This window comes from Thalassovita sp., assembly GCF_965218685.1.
Lineage (GTDB): Bacteria > Pseudomonadota > Alphaproteobacteria > Rhodobacterales > Rhodobacteraceae > Thalassobius.
In genome coordinates this window covers 1448576-1472477 of sequence record NZ_OZ244657.1, presented here as the reverse complement: position 1 = coordinate 1472477, position 23902 = coordinate 1448576, and the positions used below count along the sequence as shown (strand labels likewise).

Annotated in this window: 25 protein-coding genes; 15 read left to right on the top strand and 10 right to left on the bottom strand. The window is 60.4% G+C overall.

Annotated elements, in window-relative coordinates; genetic code table 11:
* Window positions 1-34 precede the first annotated feature (34 nt).
* From ACOQOQ_RS07500 to ACOQOQ_RS07445, 12 genes are all read left to right on the top strand, one after another.
* Entirely contained in the window at window positions 35-490 is a 456-nt protein-coding gene (locus ACOQOQ_RS07500; protein WP_420569517.1) for a universal stress protein, read from the top strand.
* Between the two features lie 14 nt (window positions 491-504).
* Complete coding sequence (locus ACOQOQ_RS07495; RefSeq protein ID WP_420569516.1) at window positions 505-1473, top strand: hypothetical protein; 969 nt, start codon at window positions 505-507, stop codon at window positions 1471-1473.
* 82 nt (window positions 1474-1555) lie between these two features.
* Window positions 1556-2119 carry a NifU family protein gene (locus ACOQOQ_RS07490; protein ID WP_420569515.1) on the top strand — a complete coding sequence of 188 codons (564 nt, stop codon included), beginning with the start codon at window positions 1556-1558 and terminating at the stop codon, window positions 2117-2119.
* Window positions 2109-2690, top strand: coding sequence for a tRNA (adenosine(37)-N6)-threonylcarbamoyltransferase complex dimerization subunit type 1 TsaB (gene tsaB / locus ACOQOQ_RS07485; RefSeq protein ID WP_420569514.1), 582 nt, complete (start codon window positions 2109-2111; stop codon window positions 2688-2690). The genes ACOQOQ_RS07490 and tsaB overlap by 11 nt, the downstream gene beginning before the upstream one ends.
* Window positions 2680-3099: a GNAT family N-acetyltransferase gene (locus ACOQOQ_RS07480; protein WP_420569513.1), complete on the top strand. Its 420-nt coding sequence runs from the start codon at window positions 2680-2682 to the stop codon at window positions 3097-3099. Before tsaB ends, ACOQOQ_RS07480 begins: the two co-directional genes overlap by 11 nt.
* Window positions 3100-3248: 149 nt before the next feature.
* Window positions 3249-4247 (top strand): BMP family lipoprotein, encoded by a 999-nt coding sequence (locus ACOQOQ_RS07475; protein ID WP_420569512.1) that lies wholly within the window; start codon window positions 3249-3251, stop codon window positions 4245-4247.
* A gap of 70 nt (window positions 4248-4317) precedes the next feature.
* Window positions 4318-4674 (top strand): molecular chaperone GroEL, encoded by a 357-nt coding sequence (locus ACOQOQ_RS07470; protein ID WP_420569511.1) that lies wholly within the window; start codon window positions 4318-4320, stop codon window positions 4672-4674.
* On the top strand, window positions 4671-6200 hold the full coding sequence (locus ACOQOQ_RS07465) for an ABC transporter ATP-binding protein (protein ID WP_420569510.1): 1530 nt from the start codon (window positions 4671-4673) through the stop codon (window positions 6198-6200). Before ACOQOQ_RS07470 ends, ACOQOQ_RS07465 begins: the two co-directional genes overlap by 4 nt.
* Entirely contained in the window at window positions 6200-7294 is a 1095-nt protein-coding gene (locus tag ACOQOQ_RS07460) for an ABC transporter permease (protein WP_420569509.1), read from the top strand. The genes ACOQOQ_RS07465 and ACOQOQ_RS07460 overlap by 1 nt, the downstream gene beginning before the upstream one ends.
* A 4-nt stretch (window positions 7295-7298) precedes the next feature.
* Window positions 7299-8264 (top strand): ABC transporter permease, encoded by a 966-nt coding sequence (locus ACOQOQ_RS07455; protein ID WP_420569508.1) that lies wholly within the window; start codon window positions 7299-7301, stop codon window positions 8262-8264.
* Between the two features lie 121 nt (window positions 8265-8385).
* A complete protein-coding gene (locus ACOQOQ_RS07450; protein ID WP_420569507.1) occupies window positions 8386-9306 on the top strand; it encodes a sulfite exporter TauE/SafE family protein in 921 nt (306 codons plus the stop codon).
* On the top strand, window positions 9303-10067 hold the full coding sequence (locus tag ACOQOQ_RS07445) for a TIGR02186 family protein (protein WP_420569506.1): 765 nt from the start codon (window positions 9303-9305) through the stop codon (window positions 10065-10067). The genes ACOQOQ_RS07450 and ACOQOQ_RS07445 overlap by 4 nt, the downstream gene beginning before the upstream one ends.
* Here the strand turns inward: ACOQOQ_RS07445 and ACOQOQ_RS07440 are convergent.
* From ACOQOQ_RS07440 to ccrA, 5 genes are all read right to left on the bottom strand, one after another.
* Window positions 10064-10789: an SDR family oxidoreductase gene (locus tag ACOQOQ_RS07440; protein WP_420569505.1), complete on the bottom strand. Its 726-nt coding sequence runs from the start codon at window positions 10787-10789 to the stop codon at window positions 10064-10066. The genes ACOQOQ_RS07445 and ACOQOQ_RS07440 overlap by 4 nt on opposite strands.
* On the bottom strand, window positions 10786-12321 hold the full coding sequence (locus ACOQOQ_RS07435; protein WP_420569504.1) for an ATP-dependent DNA helicase: 1536 nt from the start codon (window positions 12319-12321) through the stop codon (window positions 10786-10788). Before ACOQOQ_RS07435 ends, ACOQOQ_RS07440 begins: the two co-directional genes overlap by 4 nt.
* A gap of 51 nt (window positions 12322-12372) precedes the next feature.
* Window positions 12373-13011: an acyl-homoserine-lactone synthase gene (locus tag ACOQOQ_RS07430; protein ID WP_420569503.1), complete on the bottom strand. Its 639-nt coding sequence runs from the start codon at window positions 13009-13011 to the stop codon at window positions 12373-12375.
* 96 nt (window positions 13012-13107) lie between these two features.
* Window positions 13108-13821 (bottom strand): helix-turn-helix transcriptional regulator, encoded by a 714-nt coding sequence (locus tag ACOQOQ_RS07425; protein ID WP_420569502.1) that lies wholly within the window; start codon window positions 13819-13821, stop codon window positions 13108-13110.
* 330 nt (window positions 13822-14151) lie between these two features.
* On the bottom strand, window positions 14152-15441 hold the full coding sequence (gene ccrA / locus ACOQOQ_RS07420; protein ID WP_420569501.1) for a crotonyl-CoA carboxylase/reductase: 1290 nt from the start codon (window positions 15439-15441) through the stop codon (window positions 14152-14154).
* Window positions 15442-15895: 454 nt separating this feature from the next.
* Between ccrA and ACOQOQ_RS07415 the strand changes: the two genes are divergently transcribed.
* The 3 genes from ACOQOQ_RS07415 to deoD all read left to right on the top strand — a co-directional run bounded on the left by ACOQOQ_RS07415 (window position 15896) and on the right by deoD (window position 19108).
* Complete coding sequence (locus tag ACOQOQ_RS07415) at window positions 15896-17863, top strand: methylmalonyl-CoA mutase family protein (RefSeq protein ID WP_420569500.1); 1968 nt, start codon at window positions 15896-15898, stop codon at window positions 17861-17863.
* Between the two features lie 83 nt (window positions 17864-17946).
* On the top strand, window positions 17947-18393 hold the full coding sequence (locus tag ACOQOQ_RS07410; protein WP_420569499.1) for a GNAT family N-acetyltransferase: 447 nt from the start codon (window positions 17947-17949) through the stop codon (window positions 18391-18393).
* Between the two features lie 10 nt (window positions 18394-18403).
* Complete coding sequence (deoD, locus tag ACOQOQ_RS07405) at window positions 18404-19108, top strand: purine-nucleoside phosphorylase (RefSeq protein ID WP_420569498.1); 705 nt, start codon at window positions 18404-18406, stop codon at window positions 19106-19108.
* Here the strand turns inward: deoD and ACOQOQ_RS07400 are convergent.
* The 5 genes from ACOQOQ_RS07400 to sdhA form a co-directional block, all read right to left on the bottom strand.
* Window positions 19105-19947 (bottom strand): urea carboxylase-associated family protein, encoded by an 843-nt coding sequence (locus ACOQOQ_RS07400; protein WP_420569497.1) that lies wholly within the window; start codon window positions 19945-19947, stop codon window positions 19105-19107. The genes deoD and ACOQOQ_RS07400 overlap by 4 nt on opposite strands.
* A 139-nt stretch (window positions 19948-20086) precedes the next feature.
* Window positions 20087-20233 carry a hypothetical protein gene (locus ACOQOQ_RS07395; RefSeq protein WP_420569496.1) on the bottom strand — a complete coding sequence of 49 codons (147 nt, stop codon included), beginning with the start codon at window positions 20231-20233 and terminating at the stop codon, window positions 20087-20089.
* Window positions 20234-20406: 173 nt separating this feature from the next.
* The gene (locus ACOQOQ_RS07390; protein ID WP_420569495.1) at window positions 20407-21186 is read right to left on the bottom strand and encodes a succinate dehydrogenase iron-sulfur subunit; all 780 of its coding nucleotides are present in this window, start codon (window positions 21184-21186) and stop codon (window positions 20407-20409) included.
* A 31-nt stretch (window positions 21187-21217) separates the two neighbouring features.
* Window positions 21218-22069 (bottom strand): hypothetical protein, encoded by an 852-nt coding sequence (locus ACOQOQ_RS07385; protein WP_420569494.1) that lies wholly within the window; start codon window positions 22067-22069, stop codon window positions 21218-21220.
* A 20-nt stretch (window positions 22070-22089) separates the two neighbouring features.
* Window positions 22090-23901 carry a succinate dehydrogenase flavoprotein subunit gene (sdhA, locus tag ACOQOQ_RS07380; protein WP_420569493.1) on the bottom strand — a complete coding sequence of 604 codons (1812 nt, stop codon included), beginning with the start codon at window positions 23899-23901 and terminating at the stop codon, window positions 22090-22092.
* Window position 23902 lies beyond the last annotated feature (1 nt).

The following is a 23902-nucleotide window of genomic DNA, read 5'->3' as shown; positions in this document are numbered from 1 at the left end:
GCTTGGGTCATGATCCCGGCAAGGAGAATGGTCGATGCGCAAATTTCTTGTGATCCTGGATGACAGCCGCGAATGCCTGAACGCGATGCGGTTTGCCGCCATGCGTGCGGCGAAATCGGGCGGCGGCGTACAGATTCTGTCGGTGATCCCCCCAGAAGAGTTCAACCACTGGATCGGTGTTTCGGACATCATGCGCGAGGAGGCCCGCGAGCGCATCACTGTGCATTACGAGGTCTTCGCCAAGTGGATGCGCGACCGCCAGAATATCGACCCCGAACTGGTGATCCGTGAAGGCGAAGCCGTCACCGAAATCCTGGCTCAGATCAAGGCAGACCCCGAGATTGGCGTTTTGGTTCTGGGCGCAGGCACGGATCGCAAGGGCCCCGGCCCCTTGGTCAGTCAATTGTCACGCAGCGCTGGCGCCCTGCCCGTTCCCATCACCGTCGTCCCCGGTGACCTGTCCAAGGACCGGCTGGAAGCCATCACCTAAGCCAAGGAGACCCCATGCTGTCATCCCTTATTGCCTTTGTGTCCGCCCTGGTTCTTTTCGTCACTTCGGTTTCCGCACAAACCCTGGATGACCCGTTCAATCCGGACTGGCTGAGCGATGACGAAGCGCGTTTCCTGCAAACCGGACTGACGCTTGAGGGGCTGTATGTCGGCCTGATCGACGGTGACTTTGGCCGCGGCAGCCAGGCGGCGCTGGACAAGTTCATGTCCGGCCGGACCTCGGGGCAGCTGCGTTATCGTGACCTGGCGCCGTTGGTGCGGCGCACACAGCAACTTATCCAAACCGATTTCTGGCAAGGCGTGAACGATTTCCCCAAGCGCGCCACCTTTTTGGCGCCCATGGCGATCCTTGAACGGGACACCAGTTCGGAGCTGTTCACGCTGCAATCGCCTGACAACAGCCTGAAGATCCGCCTGATCGACAATGACAAAGACAAGACGGTCGAGATGCATGAATGGCTGATCGAGAACCACAAGGGCACAAAGCAAGAGCTGTACCAGAAATACAATGACCAGCGGCTGGTGACCTCGGGCGTTCTGAAAAGCGGCAAAACAGTTTATTTACGCTCGGAATATTCCAAATCACAGGCGATCGTCACCGTTCTGGTGCAATATGAACCCTGGCAGAAAGAGCGTGGCGCGCTTGTTGCGGCCTCGATCAATTTTGCGGGCTGGGGCATTGGCCTGGGCCTGTCGGATTACAGCCCGTTGGCGCGCCTGCTGGAGCAGCCCGATGCCGCCCGCCCCACCGAGCCTGTCAAACCCGCAACAGGCGGCGGCAGCGGCATCGCGCGTTCCGAACCGGGCACCGGAGGAGGCATCTCGCGCAGTCAGCCGGGCACAGGCGGCAGCGCCCCACGCGTCGGATCCGATACCGGCGGCGGCATCGGCCGCTCGGCCGCACCGATCGCGGCCAACAGCCTCAGCTTTTCAATTCCTCCGTTGCCGCAGACAGACCAGTAAGCCTCTTTAGAACCATTCCAAACCTTGACTCTGCCCCTCCCCGGGCGCATATCCAAAGGGAGCCACATAAGGTACGTAGCAGATGTTCATTCAAACCGAGTCGACCCCGAACCCCGCAACGCTGAAATTCCTGCCCGGCCAGTCCGTGCTAGAGGCCGGAACGGCTGATTTCCCTTCGGCCGATGCCGCAGACAAATCCCCCCTGGCACAGCGCATTTTCGCGGTCGAGGGCGTTTCGGGCGTGTTCTTCGGGACTGACTTCGTGACCGTGACCAAATCGGAAACGGTTGAATGGGACCACATCAAACCCGCGATCTTGGGCGCCATCATGGAGCATTTCCAGTCCGGTCAGCCGGTCATGGCAGGCGAAGGAACCGCTGCTGGCGGCCACGCTGAGCACGACGGCCCAGACGGTGAAATCGTTGGCCAAATCAAAGAGTTGCTGGACACGCGCGTGCGTCCGGCCGTGGCTCAGGATGGTGGCGACATCACCTTTCACGGCTTTGAGCGCGGCGTTGTCTACCTGCATATGCAAGGCGCCTGCGCGGGCTGCCCGTCCTCGACCCTGACGCTGAAAATGGGCATCGAGAACCTGCTGCGCCACTACATCCCCGAAGTGACCGAGGTACGCCCCGTTGCCGTCTGACCCGGTTCTTCTGGCGTTTGACACATCGGCCGCGCATTGCGCGGCCGCTTTGCTGTGCGGCCCCGCCGTTCTGGCCGCAACAGCCGAGGAAATGGGCCGCGGTCAAGCCGAACGCCTGATCCCACTGCTTGAAGAATTACTGGCCGAAACCGGCCATTCCTGGGCTGATCTGGATGCGATTGGCGTCGGCATCGGGCCTGGCAACTTCACTGGCATCCGCATCTCGGTTTCAGCCGCTCGAGGTCTGGCGCTGGGGCTGGATATCCCGGCCATCGGCGTCAGTACGTTTGACGCCATCCACGCCGAACACCCCGACCTGATCCCGGCTGTCCCCGGCCCGCGCGGCAAAGCATATGTCGCTCGCCCCGACCCCGCCTTGATCGATCTGGACGCGCTGGAGCAGTTGCCCCATGCGATGCCCCCTGCCCCGGCGGACTTGGCGCGGGCAATCGGGCAGGTGGCACTGGGCCGCTTTGGCACCGAACAACCTGCCCCCGCGCCGCTTTATGTCAAACCTGCGGATGCCGCTCCGGCCCGCGATGCGCCCCCGGTGATCCTGGATGACGCCTGAGGATCTGGCTGCGCTGCACGGCCGTGCGTTCAGCCGTCAGCGGCCCTGGAACGCGCCTGAGTTTGCCTCGCTTTTGGACGCGCCAAGTGTGTTTCTGGTCCATGACGACCACGCCTTTGCCTTGGGTCGCGTGATCGTGGACGAGGCCGAGCTGCTGACCCTGGTCACCGATCCGAACCATCAGCGGCAAGGTCTGGGCCGCAAACTTCTGACTGCATTTCACCATTGCGCGCAAACCCGCGGCGCCCGGCGCGCCTTTCTGGAGGTTGCCGCTGACAATGCCCCTGCGATCGCTTTGTACCAAGGGGCGGGCTATGCGCAGGACGGCCGCCGCCCCGGCTATTATCACATGACCGACGGAGCGCATGTCGACGCGCTGATCATGTCCCGCGCATTGCCGTTGGGTTAACCCGCGCCAGCCCCTGCCCAAGCCCGTCACGGCCAAGATTCCGGTTGACCGTTTGGTCAAGACGGGGCCACATTTCCCTCAGTACAAATGTCTGCACAAGAAAGGGTCCGGCATCCGCGACCCTGGCAAAACACTGTGGGAGAGTATTGATGACCATGATGACCAAATTTCTGGGCGCCACTGCAGCCTTGGGTCTAAGCGCTGGTGCGGCGCTCGCCGACCCGGCTTTGATCTTCGATCTGGGCGGCAAATTCGACAAGTCCTTCAACGAGGCTGCTTTTAACGGCGCCACCCGCTGGGCCGAGGAAACCGGCGGTACCTTCCGCGATATCGAACTGCAAACCGAAGCACAGCGCGAACAAGCTCTGCGCCGCTTTGCCGAGGCAGGCGCCAACCCCATCATCACCATGGGTTTTGCAATGGCCGATCCGCTGTCCGCCGTGGCGCCGGACTATCCTGACACCAAGTTCGTCGCCGTTGACGTGACCTGGCTGGATGTGCCGAACATCCGCCAGATCGGCTTTGCTGAACACGAAGGTTCGTACCTTGTGGGGATGCTGGCGGCGATGGCCTCGAAATCCGATACCGTGGGCTTTATCGGGGGAATGGATATCCCGCTGATCCGTCACTTTGCCTGCGGCTATGCCCAAGGTGCGCTGGCCGTAAAGCCTGATGCCAAGATTGTCGCCAACATGACCGGCACCACCCCTGCCGCGTGGAATGACCCGGTAAAGGGCTCTGAACTGACCAAGGCGCAGATCAGCCAAGGCGCTGACGTGATCTATGCTGCGGCGGGTGGCACCGGCGTGGGTGTCCTGCAAACCGCTGCCGACGAGGGTGTCCTGTCCATCGGTGTGGACAGCAACCAGAACCACTTGCATCCGGGCAAGGTGCTGACCTCGATGCTGAAACGCGTGGACGTGGCCGTCTATGACGCGATGAAGGCTGGCGTGGACCTGGAAACCGGCGTCTTCAACATGGGCCTTGCCGAAGAGGGCGTGGGCTATGCACTGGATGACAACAACGCGGCACTGATCAGCGACGACATGAAGGCCGCAGTAGATGGCGCCCGCCAGAAAATCATTGATGGCGAGATCGTCGTGACCAGCTACTATGCCAATGACAGCTGCCCGGTTCTGGACTTCTAAGTCACCAGACCGTTGAACCACTGGGCCGCGCCGAATGACCTGCGCGGCCCTCTTTATGATGGACGACCCGATGACTGATTTTGTTGAAAACTTTTTCGCAGCATGGGGCGAGCCCGATGCAGATACCCGCGCCGATGCCCTGCGCAACGCCCTGGCGGCGTCGTTTTCCTATCAGGATCCGCGCATGCCTGAACCAACCTCGGACCCCGAAGAGCTGATCGGATATGTGGCGATGTACACCCAAGCCATGCCCGGTGCGACGGCCCAAGCGGTGCATCAATCCCGCACGGGCGCCTGTACCCGAGCCAGCGTTGAGTTCGCCATGCCCGACGGAAATAAGCAGCTTGGTCAATACTTTATCGAGCATGACGCCGCAGGAAAACTGACGCGACTGATCGGCTTTGCCGGCATGGGAACGTCCGCATGACGGTACCGGCGATCGAGCTGCGCGGCATTTCCAAGGCTTTCGGGCCTGTGCAGGCGAACAAGGACATCTCGATCCGGGTGATGCCGGGCACGATCCACGGCATCATCGGCGAGAACGGCGCCGGCAAATCCACGCTGATGTCGATCCTCTATGGTTTCTACAAGGCCGATAAGGGCGAGATTTTCATTCAGGGCCAAAAGGCCCAGATCCCCGACAGCCAGGCCGCGATTGCCGCGGGCATCGGCATGGTGTTCCAACATTTCAAACTGGTCGAGAATTTCTCGGTACTGGAAAACGTCATTCTGGGCGCTGAAGAGGGCCGCCTGCTGCGTCCCTCGCTGGCCAAGGCGCGCAAAGAGCTGCAGAGGCTGGCCAAGGAATACGAGCTGGAAGTCGATCCCGACGCACTGATCCAGGATATTGGCGTGGGGATGCAGCAGCGCGTCGAGATTCTGAAGGCGCTGTACCGGCAGGCCGATATCCTGATCCTGGACGAACCTACCGGCGTGCTGACCCCGGCCGAGGCGGACCAGTTGTACCGCATCCTTGACCGCTTGCGCGCCGAGGGAAAAACCATCCTGCTGATCACACATAAACTGCGCGAGATTATGGGCATCACCGACACGGTCAGCGTGATGCGGCAGGGCGAGATGACGGCGACGGTAAAGACCTCGGACACCAGCCCCGAAGAACTGGCCGAGCTGATGGTCGGCCGCAAGGTACTGCTGCGCGTGGACAAACTGCCGGCAAAGCCCGGTCAGGTGGTGCTGGACGTGCAGGGGCTGAACGTGACCGACAGCAAGGGCGTGCAGCGGCTCAAGGATGTCTCGCTCGACATCCGCGCGGGCGAAATCCTTGGTATCGCGGGCGTCGCGGGCAACGGCCAGTCCGAATTGCTGGAGGTTCTGGGCGGCATGCGCCCCGGCACTGGCCACATCACTTTGAACGGAAAAGAAATTCCCCTGAAGGGCCCCGGATCGGATGGGCAGGCACGGCGCGCAGCGGGTATCGCTCATGTCCCTGAAGACCGTCAGCACGAAGGCTTGATCATGGATTTTCATGCCTGGGAAAACGTGGCCTTAGGCTATCACAATGATCCGGCCTACAATCGCGGTCTGCTGATGGATAACGCGGCGCTGCGCGCTGATACCGCCGCCAAGATGGACAAGTTCGACGTGCGCCCGCAAGATCCCTGGCTGGCGGCCAAGAACTTCAGCGGTGGCAACCAGCAAAAGATCGTGGTCGCCCGCGAGATCGAGCGCGCCCCGTCCCTGTTGCTGGTCGGCCAGCCCACCCGCGGCGTGGATATCGGCGCGATCGAGTTCATTCACAAGCAGATCATTGCCCTGCGCGATCAGGGGGCAGCGATCCTGTTGGTCTCGGTCGAGCTGGACGAGATCCTCAGCCTGTCTGACCGCATCGTGGTGATGTTTGACGGCCGGATCATGGGCGAACGCATGCCCGATCAAACCGACGCGGGCGAGCTGGGCCTGCTGATGGCTGGCATGAACGGAAAGGCCGCCTGATGGAGAAGATGCCAAAATGGGCCGATGTGGCCCTGATCCCGCTGATCTCGTTGCTGCTGGCGGCGGCGCTTTCGGCGCTGATAATCCTGGCCATTGGCGAAGACCCCGTGGCCGCCGTGAAGATCATGGTGCAGGGGGCCGTGGGGTCGACCTATGGGTGGGGCTACACGCTGTATTACGCGACGAACTTCATCTTCACCGGGCTGGCGGTGATGGTCGCCTTTCACGCCGGGCTGTTCAACATCGGCGGCGAGGGGCAGGCCATGCTGGGTGGGCTGGGCGTGGCGATTGTCTGCCTCTATGTGCCGTGGCCGCATTGGACGGTGGCTATTCTGGCCGCTTCGCTTGGAGCGGCGGTTTTCGGGGCATTCTGGGCATCAATCCCGGCCTATCTGCAGGCAAAACGCGGCAGCCATATCGTGATCACTACGATCATGTTCAACTTTATCGCCGCAGCCGTGCTGAACTATGCGTTGGTTAACGTGATGCGCCCCCAGGGCGCGATGGACCCGGCCAGCGCCCGCTTTCCCGAGGCAGTGCATCTGCCCACCCTGCACGAGCTGCTGCTGCCGCTGGGCATTAAATTTTCCAAGGCGGGTCCGGCGAATGTCAGCCTGTTGATCGCGCTGGCCGCTTGTGCGCTGGTCTGGGTTCTGATCTGGCGCACACCGCTGGGCAACCAGATCCGCACCTTCGGCAAGTCCGAGCGTGGGGCCCGCTATGCCGGGATCTCGGCCACGAAAATCACCGTTGTGGCGATGCTGATCTCGGGGGCGCTGGCGGGGCTGATGTCCGTCAACGCCACGATGGGCGAAAGCGAGCGGTTGATCCTGAACGCAACCGAGGGCGCGGGCTTTATCGGTATTGCTGTGGCGCTGATGGGGCGGAACCATCCGTTCGGGGTGCTGTTGGCGGCGATCCTGTTTGGGTTCCTGTATCAGGGCGGAGCCGAGCTGGCGCTGTGGACCTCGATCCCGCGCGAGATGATCGTGGTGATTCAGGCGCTGGTCATCCTGTTCACCGGCGCGCTGGACAACATGGTGCGGATGCCGCTGGAGCGGCTGTTCCTGACCCTGCAGCGCAAAGAGGGGTAAGCGCATGGATTATCTGACGATACTACAGGTGCTGGACTCGGGCATCCGCCTTGCCACACCCCTGCTGCTGGCCTGTCTGGCCGGCCTGTTCAGCGAACGCGCTGGCATTTTCGACATCGGCCTTGAAGGCAAGATGCTAGCGGCGGCCTTCTTCTCGGCCGCGGTGGCCTATGTCACCGGCAATGTCTGGCTGGGACTGCTGGCAGGGATCGGAGCTTCGATGGTGCTGGCAATGCTGCACGCGCTGGCCTCGATTACCTTTCGGGGGGACCAACTGATTTCTGGCGTTGCGATCAATTTCCTTGCTGCGGGCATGACCGTGGTGATCGCCCAGGACTGGTTCAAGCAGGGGGGGCGCACGCCATCCCTGATGGGGGATGGCCGGTTCGAGCCGATCACCCTGCCCCTTGCCGACACTTTGCAAAGCGTGCCCATCCTTGGCCCGCTTTATTCCGAGCTGATCTCGGGGCACACGTTCCTTGTTTACCTTGCGCTGGCCTGCGTGCCGCTGAGTTGGTGGGTGCTGTATCGCACGCGCTTTGGTCTGCGGCTGAGGGCCGTGGGGGAAAACCCCGCCGCCGTGGACACCGCTGGCGTTTCCGTCATCGGGATGCGTTTTGCCGCCGTTGCGATATGCGGGCTGCTTTGTGGTATCGCGGGGGCCTATCTGGCCACTGCGCTGCAGGCGGGCTTTGTGCAGAACATGACGGCAGGCCGGGGGTATATCGCTCTGGCGGCGTTGATCTTTGCCAAGTGGAGACCGTGGTACGCCCTGATGGCCACCACGCTGTTCGGTCTGCTGCAAGCCGTCGCCCTGCGCTATCAGAACATCGAGCTGGGGCCGATCACCATCCCCGTGCAGGTCATGGACGTGATGCCCTATGTACTGACCGTGGTGATTCTGGCTGGTTTTGTTGGCAAGGCAATTCCACCACGCGCGGGCGGACAGCCCTATATCAAGGAACGTTAGAGCGCCCTTGTTATGGGCTAAAGCGATACGGATATGGGCGGCGCGATTTTTCGCTTTACGATGAGGAATTTGCCCGGCCTGAACGCTTGCCAAGTCACTGGCCCGCGCTATAGGTAAAGCCATGCAAATCTATCTGCCCATTGCCGAGATATCGGTGAATGCTTTTCTGCTGCTTGGACTGGGCGGAATTGTTGGTGTGCTGTCCGGCATCTTTGGCGTGGGCGGCGGTTTCCTGATCACACCCCTGCTGTTCTTTGTCGGAATTCCCCCTGCAGTGGCGGTCGCGACCTCGGCTAATCAGATCGTTGCATCGTCCGTATCTGGCCTGCTTGCGCATCTGAAACGCAAGAATGTGGACATGCGCATGGGTTGGGTGCTGCTGGGCGGAGGCCTGGCCGGATCCGCCGTCGGCGTGGCGGTGTTCAACTATCTCAAGGCCCAAGGTCAGGTCGATCTATTGGTGCGCCTTTGCTATGTGGTCTTTTTGGGCATCATCGGCAGCCTGATGCTGGTTGAAAGCCTTCGCGCCATCCAGCGCGCCCGCAAGGCCGGTGGCGTAGTCATCAAGAAACGCAACCGGAACTGGGTGCATACGGCGCCTCTGAAGATGCGGTTCCGCACCTCGGGTCTTTATATCTCGGTCATACCGCCTGTTCTGGTGGGGTTCAGTGTCGGGATGCTGGCCGCCGTAATGGGCGTTGGCGGCGGGTTCATCATGGTGCCCGCCATGATCTATATCCTTGGAATGCCAACCAAAGTGGTCGTTGGAACCTCGTTGTTCCAGATCATTTTCGTGGCGGCCTTTACCACGTTGCTGCACGCGATCACGAACCACACAGTTGACCTGCCTCTGGCCCTGTTCCTGCTGGTTGGTGGCGTCATCGGCGCCCAGATCGGCACCCGTATCGGCGTGCGCCTGAAAGCCGAGCAGCTGCGCGTCCTGCTGGCCCTGCTCGTTATCTCGGTTTGTGCCAAGATCGCGCTGGAGCTGCTGCTGGAACCCTCTGAGCTCTACTCGATCGCGGCGAGGACGGGCTCATGATGTTGCGCATTCTGGCCGTTTTGTTGCTGCTGCCGACCCTGCTGTGGGCCTCGGAAGAAGAGGTTGTTCTGGGCCTCAGCCAGGACCGCGTTGCCATTACCGCGCGCTTTGACGGCTCGGACATCCTGATCTTTGGCGCGGTCAAACGTGAAACCGCGATCCCCGAAACACCGCTCGATGTAGTCATAGCCATCGCCGGCCCCGCCAGCACCGTCACCGTCCGCAAAAAAGAGCGGAAATTTGGTATCTGGGTGAATGCCGCGTCGGTCAACGTCGGTTGGGTTCCCAGCTTCTATGCGGTTGCCACCAGCGCGCCCTTCGAAAACGTCTTGAACGCCGAGGAAGACCAACGCCACAACATCTCGGTCGAGCGGTCCATCCACGCAATCGTGACCCCAGGCATGAGCGAAAATGCGGGTGAATTCACCAAGGCCCTGTTGCGGGTTCAGCGCGACAAAGGGGTGTACCAAAACCTTGAGGGCGCGGTTCAGGTGGATCAGCAGACGCTGTTCCGTGCGTCCATTGCCCTGCCTTCAAACCTGACCGAGGGCGACTATTCCACCCGGATTTTCCTGGCGCGCGAGGGCCAGGTAATCTCGTCCTTCGAGACCACGATCGAGGTGCAAAAGGTCGGACTGGAACGGTTCCTGTTCAACCTCGCCCAGGAACAGGCCCTGCTTTATGGGTTGCTGTCCCTTGCGCTGGCTGTGATCGCGGGCTGGGGCGCCTCGGCGGTGTTCCAACTGATCCGGCAGGGTTAACCTCGCCCGATATAAGGCATTTTCGTTGCCATGAGGGTCATGAACTGCACGTTCGCTTCGGGGCCCAGCTGAGCCATCTGAAGCACCGCGTGCGCCACGTCCTGCACATCCATCGAGGGCGGAGGATTGTCGGGGTTTTGCGCGATAATCCCCTCCAGCAACTCGGTGCGGGCGTTGCCGATATCGATCTGCCCGCAGGCGATGTCAAATGGGCGACCATCCAGGCTCAACGTCTTTGTCAGCCCCGTGATCGCGTGTTTCGTGGTCGTATAGGTGACCGACCCCTCGCGCGGGGTATGGGCACTGATCGACCCGTTGTTGATGATCCGGCCGCCCATCGGTTTCTGGCGCCGCATCACGCGGAACGCCGCACGCGCGCACAAAAACATCCCATCCAGATTGACCGAACGTACGCGTTGCCAGTCCTCCAGGGTGATCTCATCAATCGGGGCAGCCTGCCCGAACATACCTGCGTTGTTGAACAGAACATCCATCCGTCCGGCCCGGGTCGCAAAGCTGTCGAAAGCGTCATCGACCTGAGCGGGATCAGTCACGTCAGCCGGCAAGATTACCGCGTTCGGGTTGCCCGCAGCCACGGCGCTCAGTGAATCAGCGCGGCGCGCCAACAGGCCCACTCGCCATCCCTCGGATAAGAAAGTCCGGGCGCATGCAGCGCCTATCCCGGCACTGGCGCCTGTGATCAGAATGGATTTCTGGCTCATTCGTTTTGCTCCTGTGCATGCAAGACCAACGGTGCCACGGGGGCTGCGCGCAGATCGTCCACCACCAACGGCCCCGAGGGTTTGGCCAGCCGGTTGCGCACCACCCAGTAAAGCCGCTCTTGCGCGCGGGTGATTGCGACATAGGCCAGACGTTTCCACAGTGGCTGCCCAGCCTCGATCCGACCCATCCGCGCGGCCACGAACAGATCCGGGGCAAAGACCTGGACGTTCTCCCACTGGCTGCCCTGGGCCTTGTGAATCGTCACCGCTGCGCCGTGCAAAAAGGCCGCGCCCATGCGAGCAGCGAAGGGAATAAAGGGTTCTTCCTCGTCGGGTTTTTCGATCTTGATGATCGAAGCCACGTTGACCTGAGGATCTTCGGCGCCCATCACGTGCATCCGCGAAAACCCCGGCTTACGACCGGGGCCCAGATAGATGACCTGAGCCCCCTTGATCAGCCCGCGAGCTTCAAGATCCACGCGCTTCTTGCGGTGCTTCAGGGGCAGCTCGATCCCGTCACAAATCAGCGGCTCTCCGGCAAGCAGTTCGTCCTCGGGGGCGCCATAGACGGTGCGAAAAGCGTTGATCAGGCGGATGCGCGTGGCGTTGCGCCAGACCAGAACCGGGCTGCGCGCCATCAGGTCAACCTCGACCCGTTGGGCCAAAACCACCCGGTCATCCTTGCGCGAGGCCTCTTCTACCATGCGTTCGAAATCCTCGAACCCGACGTCAGGATCAGACAGAGCATGGGCCAGATCAAGGATAGGATTGTCGGCTTCCTGTCGGTGAATACGGTGCAATTCCTGTTTCGCAACCGAGGGCAGCGTGTCGAAAACCATTTGCCCCGATTGGCCGACAGGCGCCAACTGGGCGGGATCTCCGAACAGAACCAAAGTCGGAAAAATCTCTTTAAGGTCTTGGAATTGCTTGTCATCCAGCATCGATGCTTCGTCGATAAACCCGATGTCTAACGGATCATCCCGCCGTTTCCACCCCGTGATGAAATCGCTTCCGCGCAGACCAGCGGCGGCCAACGCTCCGGGGATGGATTTGTTTTGCTGAAAGAACGCAAGGGCGCGATCCAGCGCCTCGTCGGTCAGGCCCTCGATCTCGGGACGTTCACCATTGCCGGACAGCCATTCGGCGATCTTTTCGTACTCGGGATCGTAGACGGGAGTGTAAAGAATGCGGTGAATCGTGGTCGCAGGCACGCCGCGATTGCGCAGCACGCTGGCGGCCTTGTTCGTGGGGGCCAGAATGGCAAGGGTCCGGCGATCCTTGCGCCGCTTACCCTCGTAGTCACCCGAGACGATGTCCACGCCTGCCGTTTCCAGCGCCTTGGTCAGCTCGGACAGCAGCAGCGTCTTGCCCGATCCGGCCTTGCCCAGCACTGCAATGACCCGGGATTTTCCCTCGGTTGGAGGGGTCAGAATTCCCTCGTCCAGATCCACACCAAAGCCGCGCAGGGCTTCGGCGATATGGTCAAAGGCCTCGGCCTGATCAAGCGAAAATTGAAGAGCTGGCACCGTCATGGCGCGACCCTACAGCCTGTCAGCGACAGGTGCCAGCACCCAATCGTTCGCTTAGCCGGTCATCGCGAATTGCGGGGTAAAGCCTGGACCGAATGCCTGTTTGAACCAGCTTTCAGACTGCGCCGGAGACACCCCTGACTGTTGCGCCACGCGATCCTTGGCGTCTTTTGTGAATTCCCACAACCCAACGCTGATCGCATCGCGCCCGGCACCGGACGTGCCCAGAACCGTCGGCGATGCTCCGATCCGGCGATAAATCCGCACCATGCGGGCGTCAAACACCCCCACGAAGTGACGCAAACCGAACTTTTCAAGGATCTCTCCTCCGCCCAGCATCAGCGCTGCGGCCACCGTGGGCGCCGCCCCGCGCGACAGGCAAAACCGCGTACATTCCCAAATCAGGGGGCTTTCGATCCGCACGCCTTCGGTCAGGTCCAGGAAATGTTCGTTCACCATGCATCGCCCCGTCGTGGGCAAGAACCGCATCGAGCCACCATGCGTGCCATCAGGATTTTGCCAAATGACATACAGCGGGTTCAGGTCGTCATAGGCATCCCTTTCTTCGCCCTGTTCGTTTACGCTGACCTCCCAGCCCAGACGGGTCTTGAATTGGTCCGCGCGGTCGCGAAACATGGTGTCGCGCAGTAAGGGATGTGTGTTCAGGTCTTCCGCATAAAGGTAACGCAGCATTGTCCAGCCTCCGAGCATCGTGAATACAGGGAACGCTAGGGAATGTTGGTTAACGCGCGCCCGTTCGACGGGACGGTGGAGTTAATGAAACCTTACTCAGACCACGATCAGACCTCGGCTTATGGCCCGCGCAACCGCGTGAGTGGTGTTGAGCGCGCCCAGTTTGAACCGCGCGCTTTCGATATAGACCCGCAGCGTATGCTCGGAAATCGACAGGGCATCCGCCACCTGCGCACGGCTTTGACCCAAGGCCAGCAGCGTCAGCGCGTCAACCTCGCGCGGGGACAGGGATTGCGCGGGGGCTGGCGTCCGTCCGGGTTCGAACTCCAATGCCTTCTGATTGCAATGATAAGCGATCAGGATCAGCCCACTGCGGTGCAACTCGGTAAAACGAGCCCACAGCACATCGTCACAGGTGTGGTTAACGGTGAACAGCGCAAACTGTCCGTTTGGCCCGCGGATCGGAACCGAGAAACCCTGGTTCCCCACCCCATGCGCAATCGCATCCGCGCGTAGAGCCTTGGCGGCGCGGCTGCTCCAATCCAGTTCGTTCCAGTCGACGGGATGAAAGCGCTGGAAACACCCCTGAATCACGGGGTCGATCCGGAGATAGTCTTTTTCCTGGTACCGCGCGGCCCAGTCCAAATCATAGGTGCCACAGCCGTATTGCTCGCCGGCGGAGTTCACCCAGTGATAGACGATATGGTCCACCCTGAAATGATCCCGTAACTTTTCCAGGACGGATTGCAGATCCTCAAGATTGGAGGCGCGCTCCAACGCTTCCAGTATCTGCTCTACTCGTGGCTTCATCGCCGTGTATTGCAAGAGTGCCCCCCATGTCGGCGGATGCCATCTCGACCGCAGCCACCAGCCGGGCCTGCGCGAGATGCTCGGCAAGCAAGGCATGACCGTTCGACTGAGCGAAATTTTTCAGGTCCGAGAGAACATCCAGGATCCAGTCGTTCTTCATGCTTCACACTCTTGGGGTTTAGTTAATGAAAGGTTAACACAATCATAGCACGAGCATATTCCAAGCCGAAATTCACGTATTTCAACTCCCCAAAAATAGCGAGGTCAGGAAAAAGGCAAAACCGCCGAAGGTTTCCCTCCGGCGGCTTGCAAATTCAGGATTTGAAAGGCTTAGGCTTTGCCTGCCTCCAGAACGTCCTCGACGGTGCGCAGGCCGGTTTTCGGGGCCTGAACCAGCACGGCCATGTTGCCCGGCTTGTGCTCGTTGTTCATCATCTTCATGTGCGCGGCAGGGATCTCATCCCATGCAAACACTTCGGACATACAGGGGTCCAGGCGACGCTCGCACATCAGGCGGTTGGCCGATGCGGCCTGCTTCAGGTTCGCAAAGTGCGAGCCCTGCAGACGTTTCTGGTGCATCCACATGTAGCGCACGTCAAAGGTGGTGTTAAAGCCCGAGGTGCCGGCACAGATCACCACGATACCGCCCTTTTTCACGACCAGTGTCGACACAGGGAAGGTCGCCTCGCCGGGGTGTTCGAACACCATGTCGACGCTGACACCTTTACCGGTGATGTCCCAGATGGCCTTGCCGAATTTGCGGGCTTCTTTCAGCCATGCGTTGTATTCGGGGCTGTTCACCGTGGGCAGTTGGCCCCAGCAGTTAAAGTCCTTCCGGTTGATCACACCCTTGGCGCCCTGATCCATCACGAACTGGCGTTTGCTCTCGTCCGAAATCACACCGATCGCGTTGGCACCGGCGGTGTTCGCCAGCTGGATCGCGTAGGAACCCAGACCGCCCGACGCGCCCCAAACCAGAACGTTCTGGCCCGGCTTCAGCTCGTGCGGATGGTGACCGAACAACATGCGGTATGCGGTGGCCAGGGTCAGGGTATAGCAGGCAGCCTCTTCCCAAGTCAGGTGCTTGGGACGCGGCATCAGCTGCTGCGCCTGAACGCGGGTGAACTGAGCGAACGAACCGTCGCCAGTCTCATAGCCCCAGATACGCTGGCTCGGCGAGAACATCGGATCGCCACCGTTACATTCTTCGTCGTCACCGTCGTCCTGGTTACAGTGGATCACGACCTCGTCGCCCACTTTCCAGTTCTTGACCTTTTCACCCACGGCCCAAACGATGCCCGAGGCATCGGAACCGGCGATGTGATAGTCCTGACCGTGCACGTCGAACGGCGAAATCGGAACGCCTTTGCCGGCCCAGACACCGTTATAGTTCACGCCTGCGGCCATCACCAGAACCAGCACTTCGTGGCTGTCGATCTGCCAGGTGTCCACGACCTCTTTCTGGAACGAGGTATCCGGGTCGCCGTGACGTTCGCGGCGGATTGCCCACGCGTACATTTTCTTGGGCACGTAACCCAGCGGCGGCATCTCGCCAACTTCATACAGATCTTTTTCCGGTGCGTCGTAGGGTGCAATTCCGGTTTCGGTGTCCAGAGCCATGTCAGCCTCCATCTAGAATCTCTTGCCGCGATGCAGAATCGCCGCTTCCTGAGGATGGAATATCGGTCACGACGAAACAATGCAACGTCATTTCTTCCATTTTTGTAATTTTATGACCCTGCAGATGCAGAAAGTTCCGCGCCATTTTGCTGCACATGCAAAAAACATGTAGATGGGACATAGGATTAGCCCACCCTCAACACGCGTCCCGCATCCTATATAGAATCAAGTGTCTGCGACTTATGTCTACCCATGCGTTCAGCCTGACGGGTGCTCGAATTCCGGTCAAATCACGCGCGCGCCTGCCAATTTCACTGAATTTTGCCGCCCTGCAGCGATATTCCGGCGCAACATTCCCTGAATGCCGCGACGCGGCGAATTGACAGAGGCATAAAATTCCAAGTATCAACACGCCAACGCAAGAATATTGCCCAAACTGATTCACGAGGCCGCCATGACCGAGACCCAGAAAGACCGCCCCTGGCTGTTCCGCACCTATGCGGGCCATTCGACCGCCAAAGCCTCGAACGCGCTGTACCGGACCAACCTGTCCAAAGGTCAAACCGGCCTGTCCGTCGCTTTCGATCTGCCCACGCAAACCGGCTATGACAGCGATCACGTGCTGGCCCGCGGCGAGGTTGGCAAGGTTGGTGTGCCCGTCAGCCATCTGGGTGACATGCGCGCGCTGTTCGACCAGATCCCGCTGGAGCAGATGAACACCTCGATGACGATCAACGCGACGGCGCCTTGGCTTTTGTCGCTGTACATCGCCGTCGCCGAGGAACAGGGCGCGGACGTCTCTAAACTGCAGGGCACCGTCCAAAACGATCTGATCAAGGAATACCTGTCGCGCGGCACCTATATCTGTCCGCCCAAACCGTCGCTGAAGATGATCGCGGACGTTGCCGAGTATTGCTATGAAAACGTGCCGAAATGGAACCCGATGAACGTGTGTTCCTATCACCTGCAAGAGGCTGGCGCCACGCCCGAGCAAGAACTGGCCTTTGCGCTGGCAACCGGCATCGCCGTTCTGGACGCATTGAAGCCGCGCGTTCCGGCCGAAGATTTCCCTGCCCTGTGCGGCCGGATTTCCTTCTTTGTGAACGCAGGCATCCGTTTCGTCACCGAGATGTGCAAGATGCGCGCCTTCGTGGACCTGTGGGACGAGATTCTGGAAACCCGCTATGGTGTCGAAAACCCGAAATACCGCCGCTTCCGCTATGGTGTGCAGGTCAACTCGTTGGGTCTGACCGAGCAGCAGCCGGAAAACAACGTCTACCGGATCCTGATTGAAATGCTGGCCGTGACCCTGTCGAAAAAGGCCCGCGCCCGCGCCGTGCAACTGCCCGCGTGGAACGAAGCCCTGGGCCTGCCGCGCCCTTGGGATCAGCAGTGGTCGCTGCGGATGCAGCAGATCATGGCCTATGAAACCGACCTTCTGGAATACGAAGACCTGTTCGATGGCAACCCCGCCGTGGATCGCAAGGTCGAAGCCCTGAAGGAAGGCGCACGTCACGAACTGGCCAACCTGGATTCGATGGGTGGGGCCGTTGCCTCGATCGAATACATGAAGTCGCGTCTGGTGGAATCGAATGCGGATCGCCTGAACCGGATCGAAAAGAACGAGACCATCGTGGTTGGCGTGAACAAGTGGACCGAGGCCGAAGCTTCCCCCCTGACCGCCGGGGACGGTGGCATCATGGTCGTGGACCCCGCCGTTGAGGCCGAACAGATCAACCGTCTGAATGAATGGCGTTCCGAGCGTGATCAGGCCGCGGTGGATTCTGCGCTGGCCGCGCTGCGCGAAGCCTCGACAAAGGGCGAAAACGTCATGCCCGCCTCGATCGCGTGCGCCAAGGCCGGTGTCACCACCGGTGAATGGGCCGCCCAGATGCGTGCGGTTCATGGCGAATACCGTGGCCCGACCGGAGTGTCGAAATCGGTGTCCAACAAGACCGAAGGTTTGGACGACATCCGTAACGCTGTCGATGCAGTTTCCGACCGTTTGGGCCGCCGCATGAAGTTCCTGGTGGGTAAACCGGGGCTGGACGGCCACTCGAACGGGGCCGAGCAGATCGCCTTCCGCGCGCGGGATTGCGGCATGGATATCACCTATGACGGCATCCGCCTGACCCCCGAGGAACTGGTGAAAACCGCCCGCGAACAAGATGCGCATGTCGTTGGCCTGTCGATCCTGTCGGGCAGCCACATCCCGCTGGTCGAGGACATGATGAACCAAATGCGCGAGGCCGGCCTGGGCCATATCCCCGTGATCGTTGGCGGCATCATCCCCGACGATGACGCGCAACGTTTGCTGGGAATGGGCGTGGCCAAGGTCTATACGCCCAAGGATTTCGAGCTGAACACCATCATGATGGACATCGTGACCCTGGTGGATCCGCAGAAGGTTGCCGCCGAGTAATCTTGAAATTCAACTGATCGTAAGCCGCCCGTGGTTGCCATGCCGCGGGCGGTTTTGCATTCTGAGCAGGAATATCAAAGGACATGCCCATGACATTGGAAATCCGCCCCCTTCTGGCTTCGGACCAGGCAGACTGGCGCCGCCTTTGGACCGCTTATCTGGAATTCTACGAAAGCTCGGTCAGTGAAGAGGTCTATGCCTCAACTTTTGCCCGGCAAATCTCGGAGGATCATCCCGACCAAGGCGCCTTTCTGGCCGTGCTGGACGGGCGCGCTGTGGGGTTGGTTCACTATATCCTGCATGCCCACAACTGGCGGATCGAGGATGTGGTCTATCTGCAGGACCTCTATGCCGATCCCGAGGTACGCGGCCAAGGCATCGGGCGCGCATTGATTCAGCGGGTCTATGACTTCGCCGATGAAAACGGCACGCCCTCGGTCTATTGGATGACGCAGGAATTCAATTCCACGGCCCGGCAACTGTATGATCGCATTGCCCATGTGACCCCGTTCATCAAGTATCAACGCTAAAGGACACCCTATGACCATCCATATCGGCGCCAAACCCGGCGAGATCGCCGAAACCGTCCTGATGCCCGGCGACCCCTATCGCGCAAAATGGGCGGCCCAGACCTTTTTGGACGCCCCCAAGCTGGTAAACGAGGTGCGTGGGATGCTGGGCTATACCGGCACCTGGCGCGGCAATCCGGTGACGATCCATGGTTCGGGGATGGGGATGCCTTCGCTGTCGATCTATGCGAACGAGCTGATCCGCGATTACGGCGCAAAGACGCTGATCCGCATCGGTTCCTGCGGAGGGATGCAGAACTCGGTGAATGTGCGGGACGTGATCCTGGCGATGACGGCCTCGTCTATCTCGACCCCGTCGATCGGGATTTTCAAAGAGCTGAACTTTGCCCCCTGCGCCGACTATGGCCTGCTGCGCGCCGCAGCGGATGCGGCTGCGGCCAAAGGGACACCGACCCATGTGGGCGGGATTTATTCTGCGGACGTTTTCTATGACGAGCGCCCGGATCTGAACGAACAAATGACCCGTCACGGTATTCTGGGCGTCGAGATGGAGGCCGCCGAACTGTATAATCTGGCCGCCCGCCATGGGGTACGCGCGCTGGCAGTTCTGACCGTTTCCGATCACCTTCTAACAGGCGCGGCATTGCCCAGCGAGGAACGCGAAAGCTCGTTCGGGGACATGGTGGAAATCGCTCTTGAGGCGGCCTTTGTCTAACGCCCGTGGCTGCGGTCATAGCCGTTGGGCGGCGGGCTTTGCCATCCGTCCAAGGCTCCGTCTGCAGGGGCGAAAACCTCGATCAGCAACGGATAACAGGCGGCCGTATCCGAGCTGTGCTCGGACGAGCAATCCCCACCCGGACAAGCCGACAGCGCGCCCAGCAGATTGATTTCGGCAAAGAATTCAAGGTAATCCCCCGGGCGCACCGGGCTGGCCTTCATGAAATACTGTCCCGTGTCACGGGTAAAGCCTGTGCACATGAACACGTTCAGCACGTCATGCACATGGGGTTCGGCCTGCGTTAGGGACATGCCGGTGGCATCGGCCAGCGCGCGGGTCAGGTTTGAGTGGCAGCAATGATGATATTGCCCGCCAGCCAGCAAATTATGCGTGTAAGGATCGCAGCGCGTACCGATCACGTCATGCACCGAGCCGCCAAATTCGTCGATCCCGTACCAGCCAAGCGTATCCTCGATAACCGTCGCCATTGGGCGCAGCGTGGGAAACGAGGACCACATCCGCTCTCCGACCGTCAGATGGGTGCCATGGAGGGCGCGGCTTTTGCCCGAGTAGAACCGCTCGGTCAGGTCATCTGCATTCCAAAGGTTCAAATCGCCAACCTGTGGCCCCTCGATACTGGATATCCGAAAGAAATGTCCTGCGGGGACGCGGAAATGTGCGGCCTCACGCGGCGCGGCGATCACCTCATCGATCTTCTGTGCTGTAGCGCGAGCGGCTTGATACAGCCCCAGCGGGACCTTCGGCAGGGTGTCATTCGGATAGCAGATCACCGGGGCAATCGCACGCCGCCGGGCGGCATCAATGGGTTCGCTCATTCTGCGCCTCTTGGGTTCATCCCATAGGGTTGGCCGCCCGCGCGGGCGAAGTCAAACCCTTGCCGCACATCCAGACACAAAAACGCCCCCTCGCGTGTCACGAGGGGGCTGCATCGCAGGCCCAATAGGGCATCAGCCATCAGGCCGCAGCGGCGTATTCGTAGTATTCCACCGGTTCGTCCTCGGCCTTAACCGGGATGTATTCAGCGGGGGTATAGTATTCGTAGGCCTGTTCCAAAGCGGCCAGAGCGGCCTCTTGTGCGGGGGTGGTTTGCGCGTTGGACATTGTCATACCTTTCGGTTTGTAAACGTCCTCCCATAGCGGGGAACATAGGTGTTTTTGGCCAGGTTACACCCCATGTTTCGGAAATGCTGCTATGCAGCATTTGCAGATTTCCCCAGCGGAAACGCAAAAGGGCCGGCGAAAAGCCGACCCTTGAGAGCAATTTTTTGCGCAGATCACACGGTGCGGTTGACCATCATGTGCTTGATCGAGGCAATCGCCTTGGCCGGGTTCAGACCTTTGGGGCAGGTCTTGGCGCAGTTCATGATGGTGTGGCAGCGATACAGTTTGAAGGGATCCTCCAGGTCGTCCAAACGCTCGCCGGTGGCTTCGTCACGGCTGTCAATGATCCAGCGATAGGCGTGCAGCAGAGCGGCCGGGCCCAGATATCGATCGGAGTTCCACCAGTAGCTGGGGCACGAGGTCGAGCAGGATGCGCACATCACGCATTCATACAGGCCGTCCAGTTTCTTGCGGTCCTCAATGGACTGCTTCCACTCTTTCGCGGGGCGGTTGGTCTTGGTTTCCAGCCACGGCATGATCGAGGCATGCTGCGCGTAGAAGTGGGTCAGATCGGGGATCAGGTCCTTGACCACCGGCATGTGCGGCAGCGGATAGATTTTCACATCGCCCTTGATCTCGTCCATGCCATAGATACAGGCCAGTGTGTTGATCCCGTCGATGTTCATCGCGCAGGACCCGCAGATCCCTTCACGGCACGAGCGGCGGAAGGTCAGGGTGGGGTCGATCTCGTTCTTGATCTTGATCAGCGCGTCCAGGATCATCGGGCCGCACTTGTCCATGTCGACGAAATAGGTGTCGACGCGGGGGTTTTCGTTTTCGTCCGGGCTCCAGCGGTAGATCTGGAACTTGCGCAGGTTGGTTGCGCCTTCGGGCTTCGGCCAGGTCTTGCCGGTTTTGATCTTCGAATTCTTAGGAAGCGTGAATTGAGCCATGTCTTAACCTCTCGCTCGGCATTGGGGGCTGCTAATGCAGCGTGCCCAGCCAGTTAGTGTCCTTCTCGTATCCAAGTTTAATCAGGGCGTCCCCGAACCGGTCGCAATAGGCACGCGCCACGCGATCCGACATTTTCCCCGGCCATTGCCGCGCCGCACCCGAGCTGACATGCCCCGCCACAGCCGCATTGCGCTGTGCGGCCATGCCGCCAAAAAGGCTGTTGTCCCAGAAAGCCTTTGCACCCGCCTCAATCTGATCCGGGGCCAGACCGAAACGGGTCAGGGCGTCGCGGAACAAGGTGCAGTTGGTGTCGGCGATCAGGTCCTCGTAACGCCACTCGATACTGTTGGGATTGTCATAGTCCCAGGCCAGCATCTGTTGCAGCGTTTCGGCGTGTTTATGCTCCATCTCGAACAGGATGCGTTCGTCGGGGTCGGCGATGCTCAGCAGTTTTTGCTGATAGGTCTGTCCGCCGAATTCCGCGCGCGGTTCGTGCAGCCAGTCCTCTTTCCGGGCAGGGGCTGTTTCATGGTAGCGCGCGCCGGACAGCAGTACGTCGCGCGGGTCCCGAATGATATGCAGGAACAGGACGTCGTCCCGCTCCATCAGCGTTGCCGGAAAGGCCGAATCCCAATTGGTGCCCAGAACGCGCCCCTCGGTCGGAAGGCGCTTGACCGCGCGTTTCCACATCGAGAATTTGGGCAGGTCCAGCGCCGCAGCCAAAGCCTTAAAGACCTGCTGCATCCAGATGGTGCCGGTTTTGTGGTGGGTTCCGACGCACAGGATACGCGGAGCCACGGGAACAATTCCCTGCCCTGCCTGATCCATGCTGTGCGTCATCTGGTTCATACCTTGGATACCCTGGGTGAATGGGACGGCCATAATGGCCATCCCGTTTTGGCTTAGAACGTCCGCGCTTTGGGCGCGATTTTCTTCAGGTTGATACCGCCTTGGTCTTCGGTGGTCAGCGGATCTTTAATGACCGGACGATAGCTCAGATCAACCTTGGTGCCTGCCTCGTCGATGCGGCTGACGGTGTGGACGCGCCAGTTATCATCGTCACGCTCGGCAAAGTCTTCGTGCGCGTGGGCGCCGCGGCTTTCCTTGCGAGCTTCGGCGCTGACGATCGTCGACAGGGCCGAGGGCATCAGGTTGGTCAGTTCCAGCGTTTCCATCAGGTCCGAGTTCCAGACCAGCGACTGATCGGTGACTTTCAGATCACCCATCTTGCCGGCGATTTCGGTCATCGATTCAACGCCTTCCGCCATTGTTTTGGCGGTCCGGAATACGGCGGCGTCGCGCTGCATGGTTTTCTGCATTTCCAAACGCAGCTCGGCGGTCGGGACGGCGCCGTTGGCGTAGCGCAGGCCATCGAAACGGGCAAAGACCTTCTCGATCTTGTCCTTCGACGCGGTCGGGATCGCGGCATCGCGGTCCACAACCTGACCCGCACGGATGGCCGAGGCACGACCGAACACAACCAGGTCAATCAGCGAGTTCGAGCCCAGGCGGTTCGCACCGTGCACCGAGGCACAGCCAGCCTCGCCCACGGCCATCAGGCCAGGCACGACACCGGTCGGGTTTTCCTCGGTCGGGTTCAGCACTTCGCCCCAATAGTTGGTGGGGATACCGCCCATGTTATAGTGCACGGTCGGCAGAACCGGGATCGGTTCCTTGGTCACGTCAACACCGGCAAAGATCTTAGCACTTTCCGAAATACCGGGCAGGCGTTCGGCCAAGGCATCGGCGGGCAGGTGCGACAGGTTCAGGTGGATGTGATCCCCTTCTTCGCCCACACCACGGCCTTCGCGGATTTCCATGGTCATCGAACGCGAAACATAGTCACGCGGTGCCAGATCCTTGTACTGGGGCGCATAGCGCTCCATGAAACGTTCGCCTTCCGAGTTGGTCAGATAACCACCCTCGCCGCGCGCACCTTCGGTGATCAGACAGCCCGAGCCGTAAATGCCGGTGGGGTGGAATTGCACGAACTCCAGATCCTGCATAGGCAGGCCCGCGCGCATCACCATGCCGCCACCGTCGCCGGTGCAAGTATGGGCCGAGGTGGCCGAGAAATAGGCACGGCCATAGCCACCGGTGGCCAGAACGACCATCTTGGCGTTGAAGACATGCATGGTGCCGTCGTCCAGCTTCCAGCAGACAACACCCTGACATTCGCCGTCATCGCTCATCAGCAGATCGATGGCGAAATATTCGATGTAGAATTCAGCGTTGTTCTTCAACGACTGACCATACAGCGTGTGCAGGATCGCGTGGCCGGTCCGGTCGGCGGCGGCACAGGTCCGCTGCACGGCGGGGCCTTCGCCAAATTCAGTGGTGTGACCACCGAACGGACGCTGGTAGATCTTGCCTTCTTCGGTCCGGCTGAAAGGCACACCATAGTGCTCCAGCTCGTAAACCGCTTTGGGGGCTTCGCGCGCCAGGTATTCCATCGCGTCGGTGTCACCCAGCCAGTCCGAGCCCTTGACGGTGTCATACATGTGCCACTGCCAGTTATCGGGGCCCATGTTGGACAGCGAGGCCGCGATGCCACCCTGCGCCGCAACAGTGTGCGAGCGGGTCGGGAACACTTTGGTCACACAAGCGGTGCGCAGGCCTTGTTCGGCCATACCCAGGGTCGCGCGCAGGCCAGCACCGCCAGCACCGATCACGACCACGTCATATTCATGGGTTTCGTATTCGTAAGTTGCCATT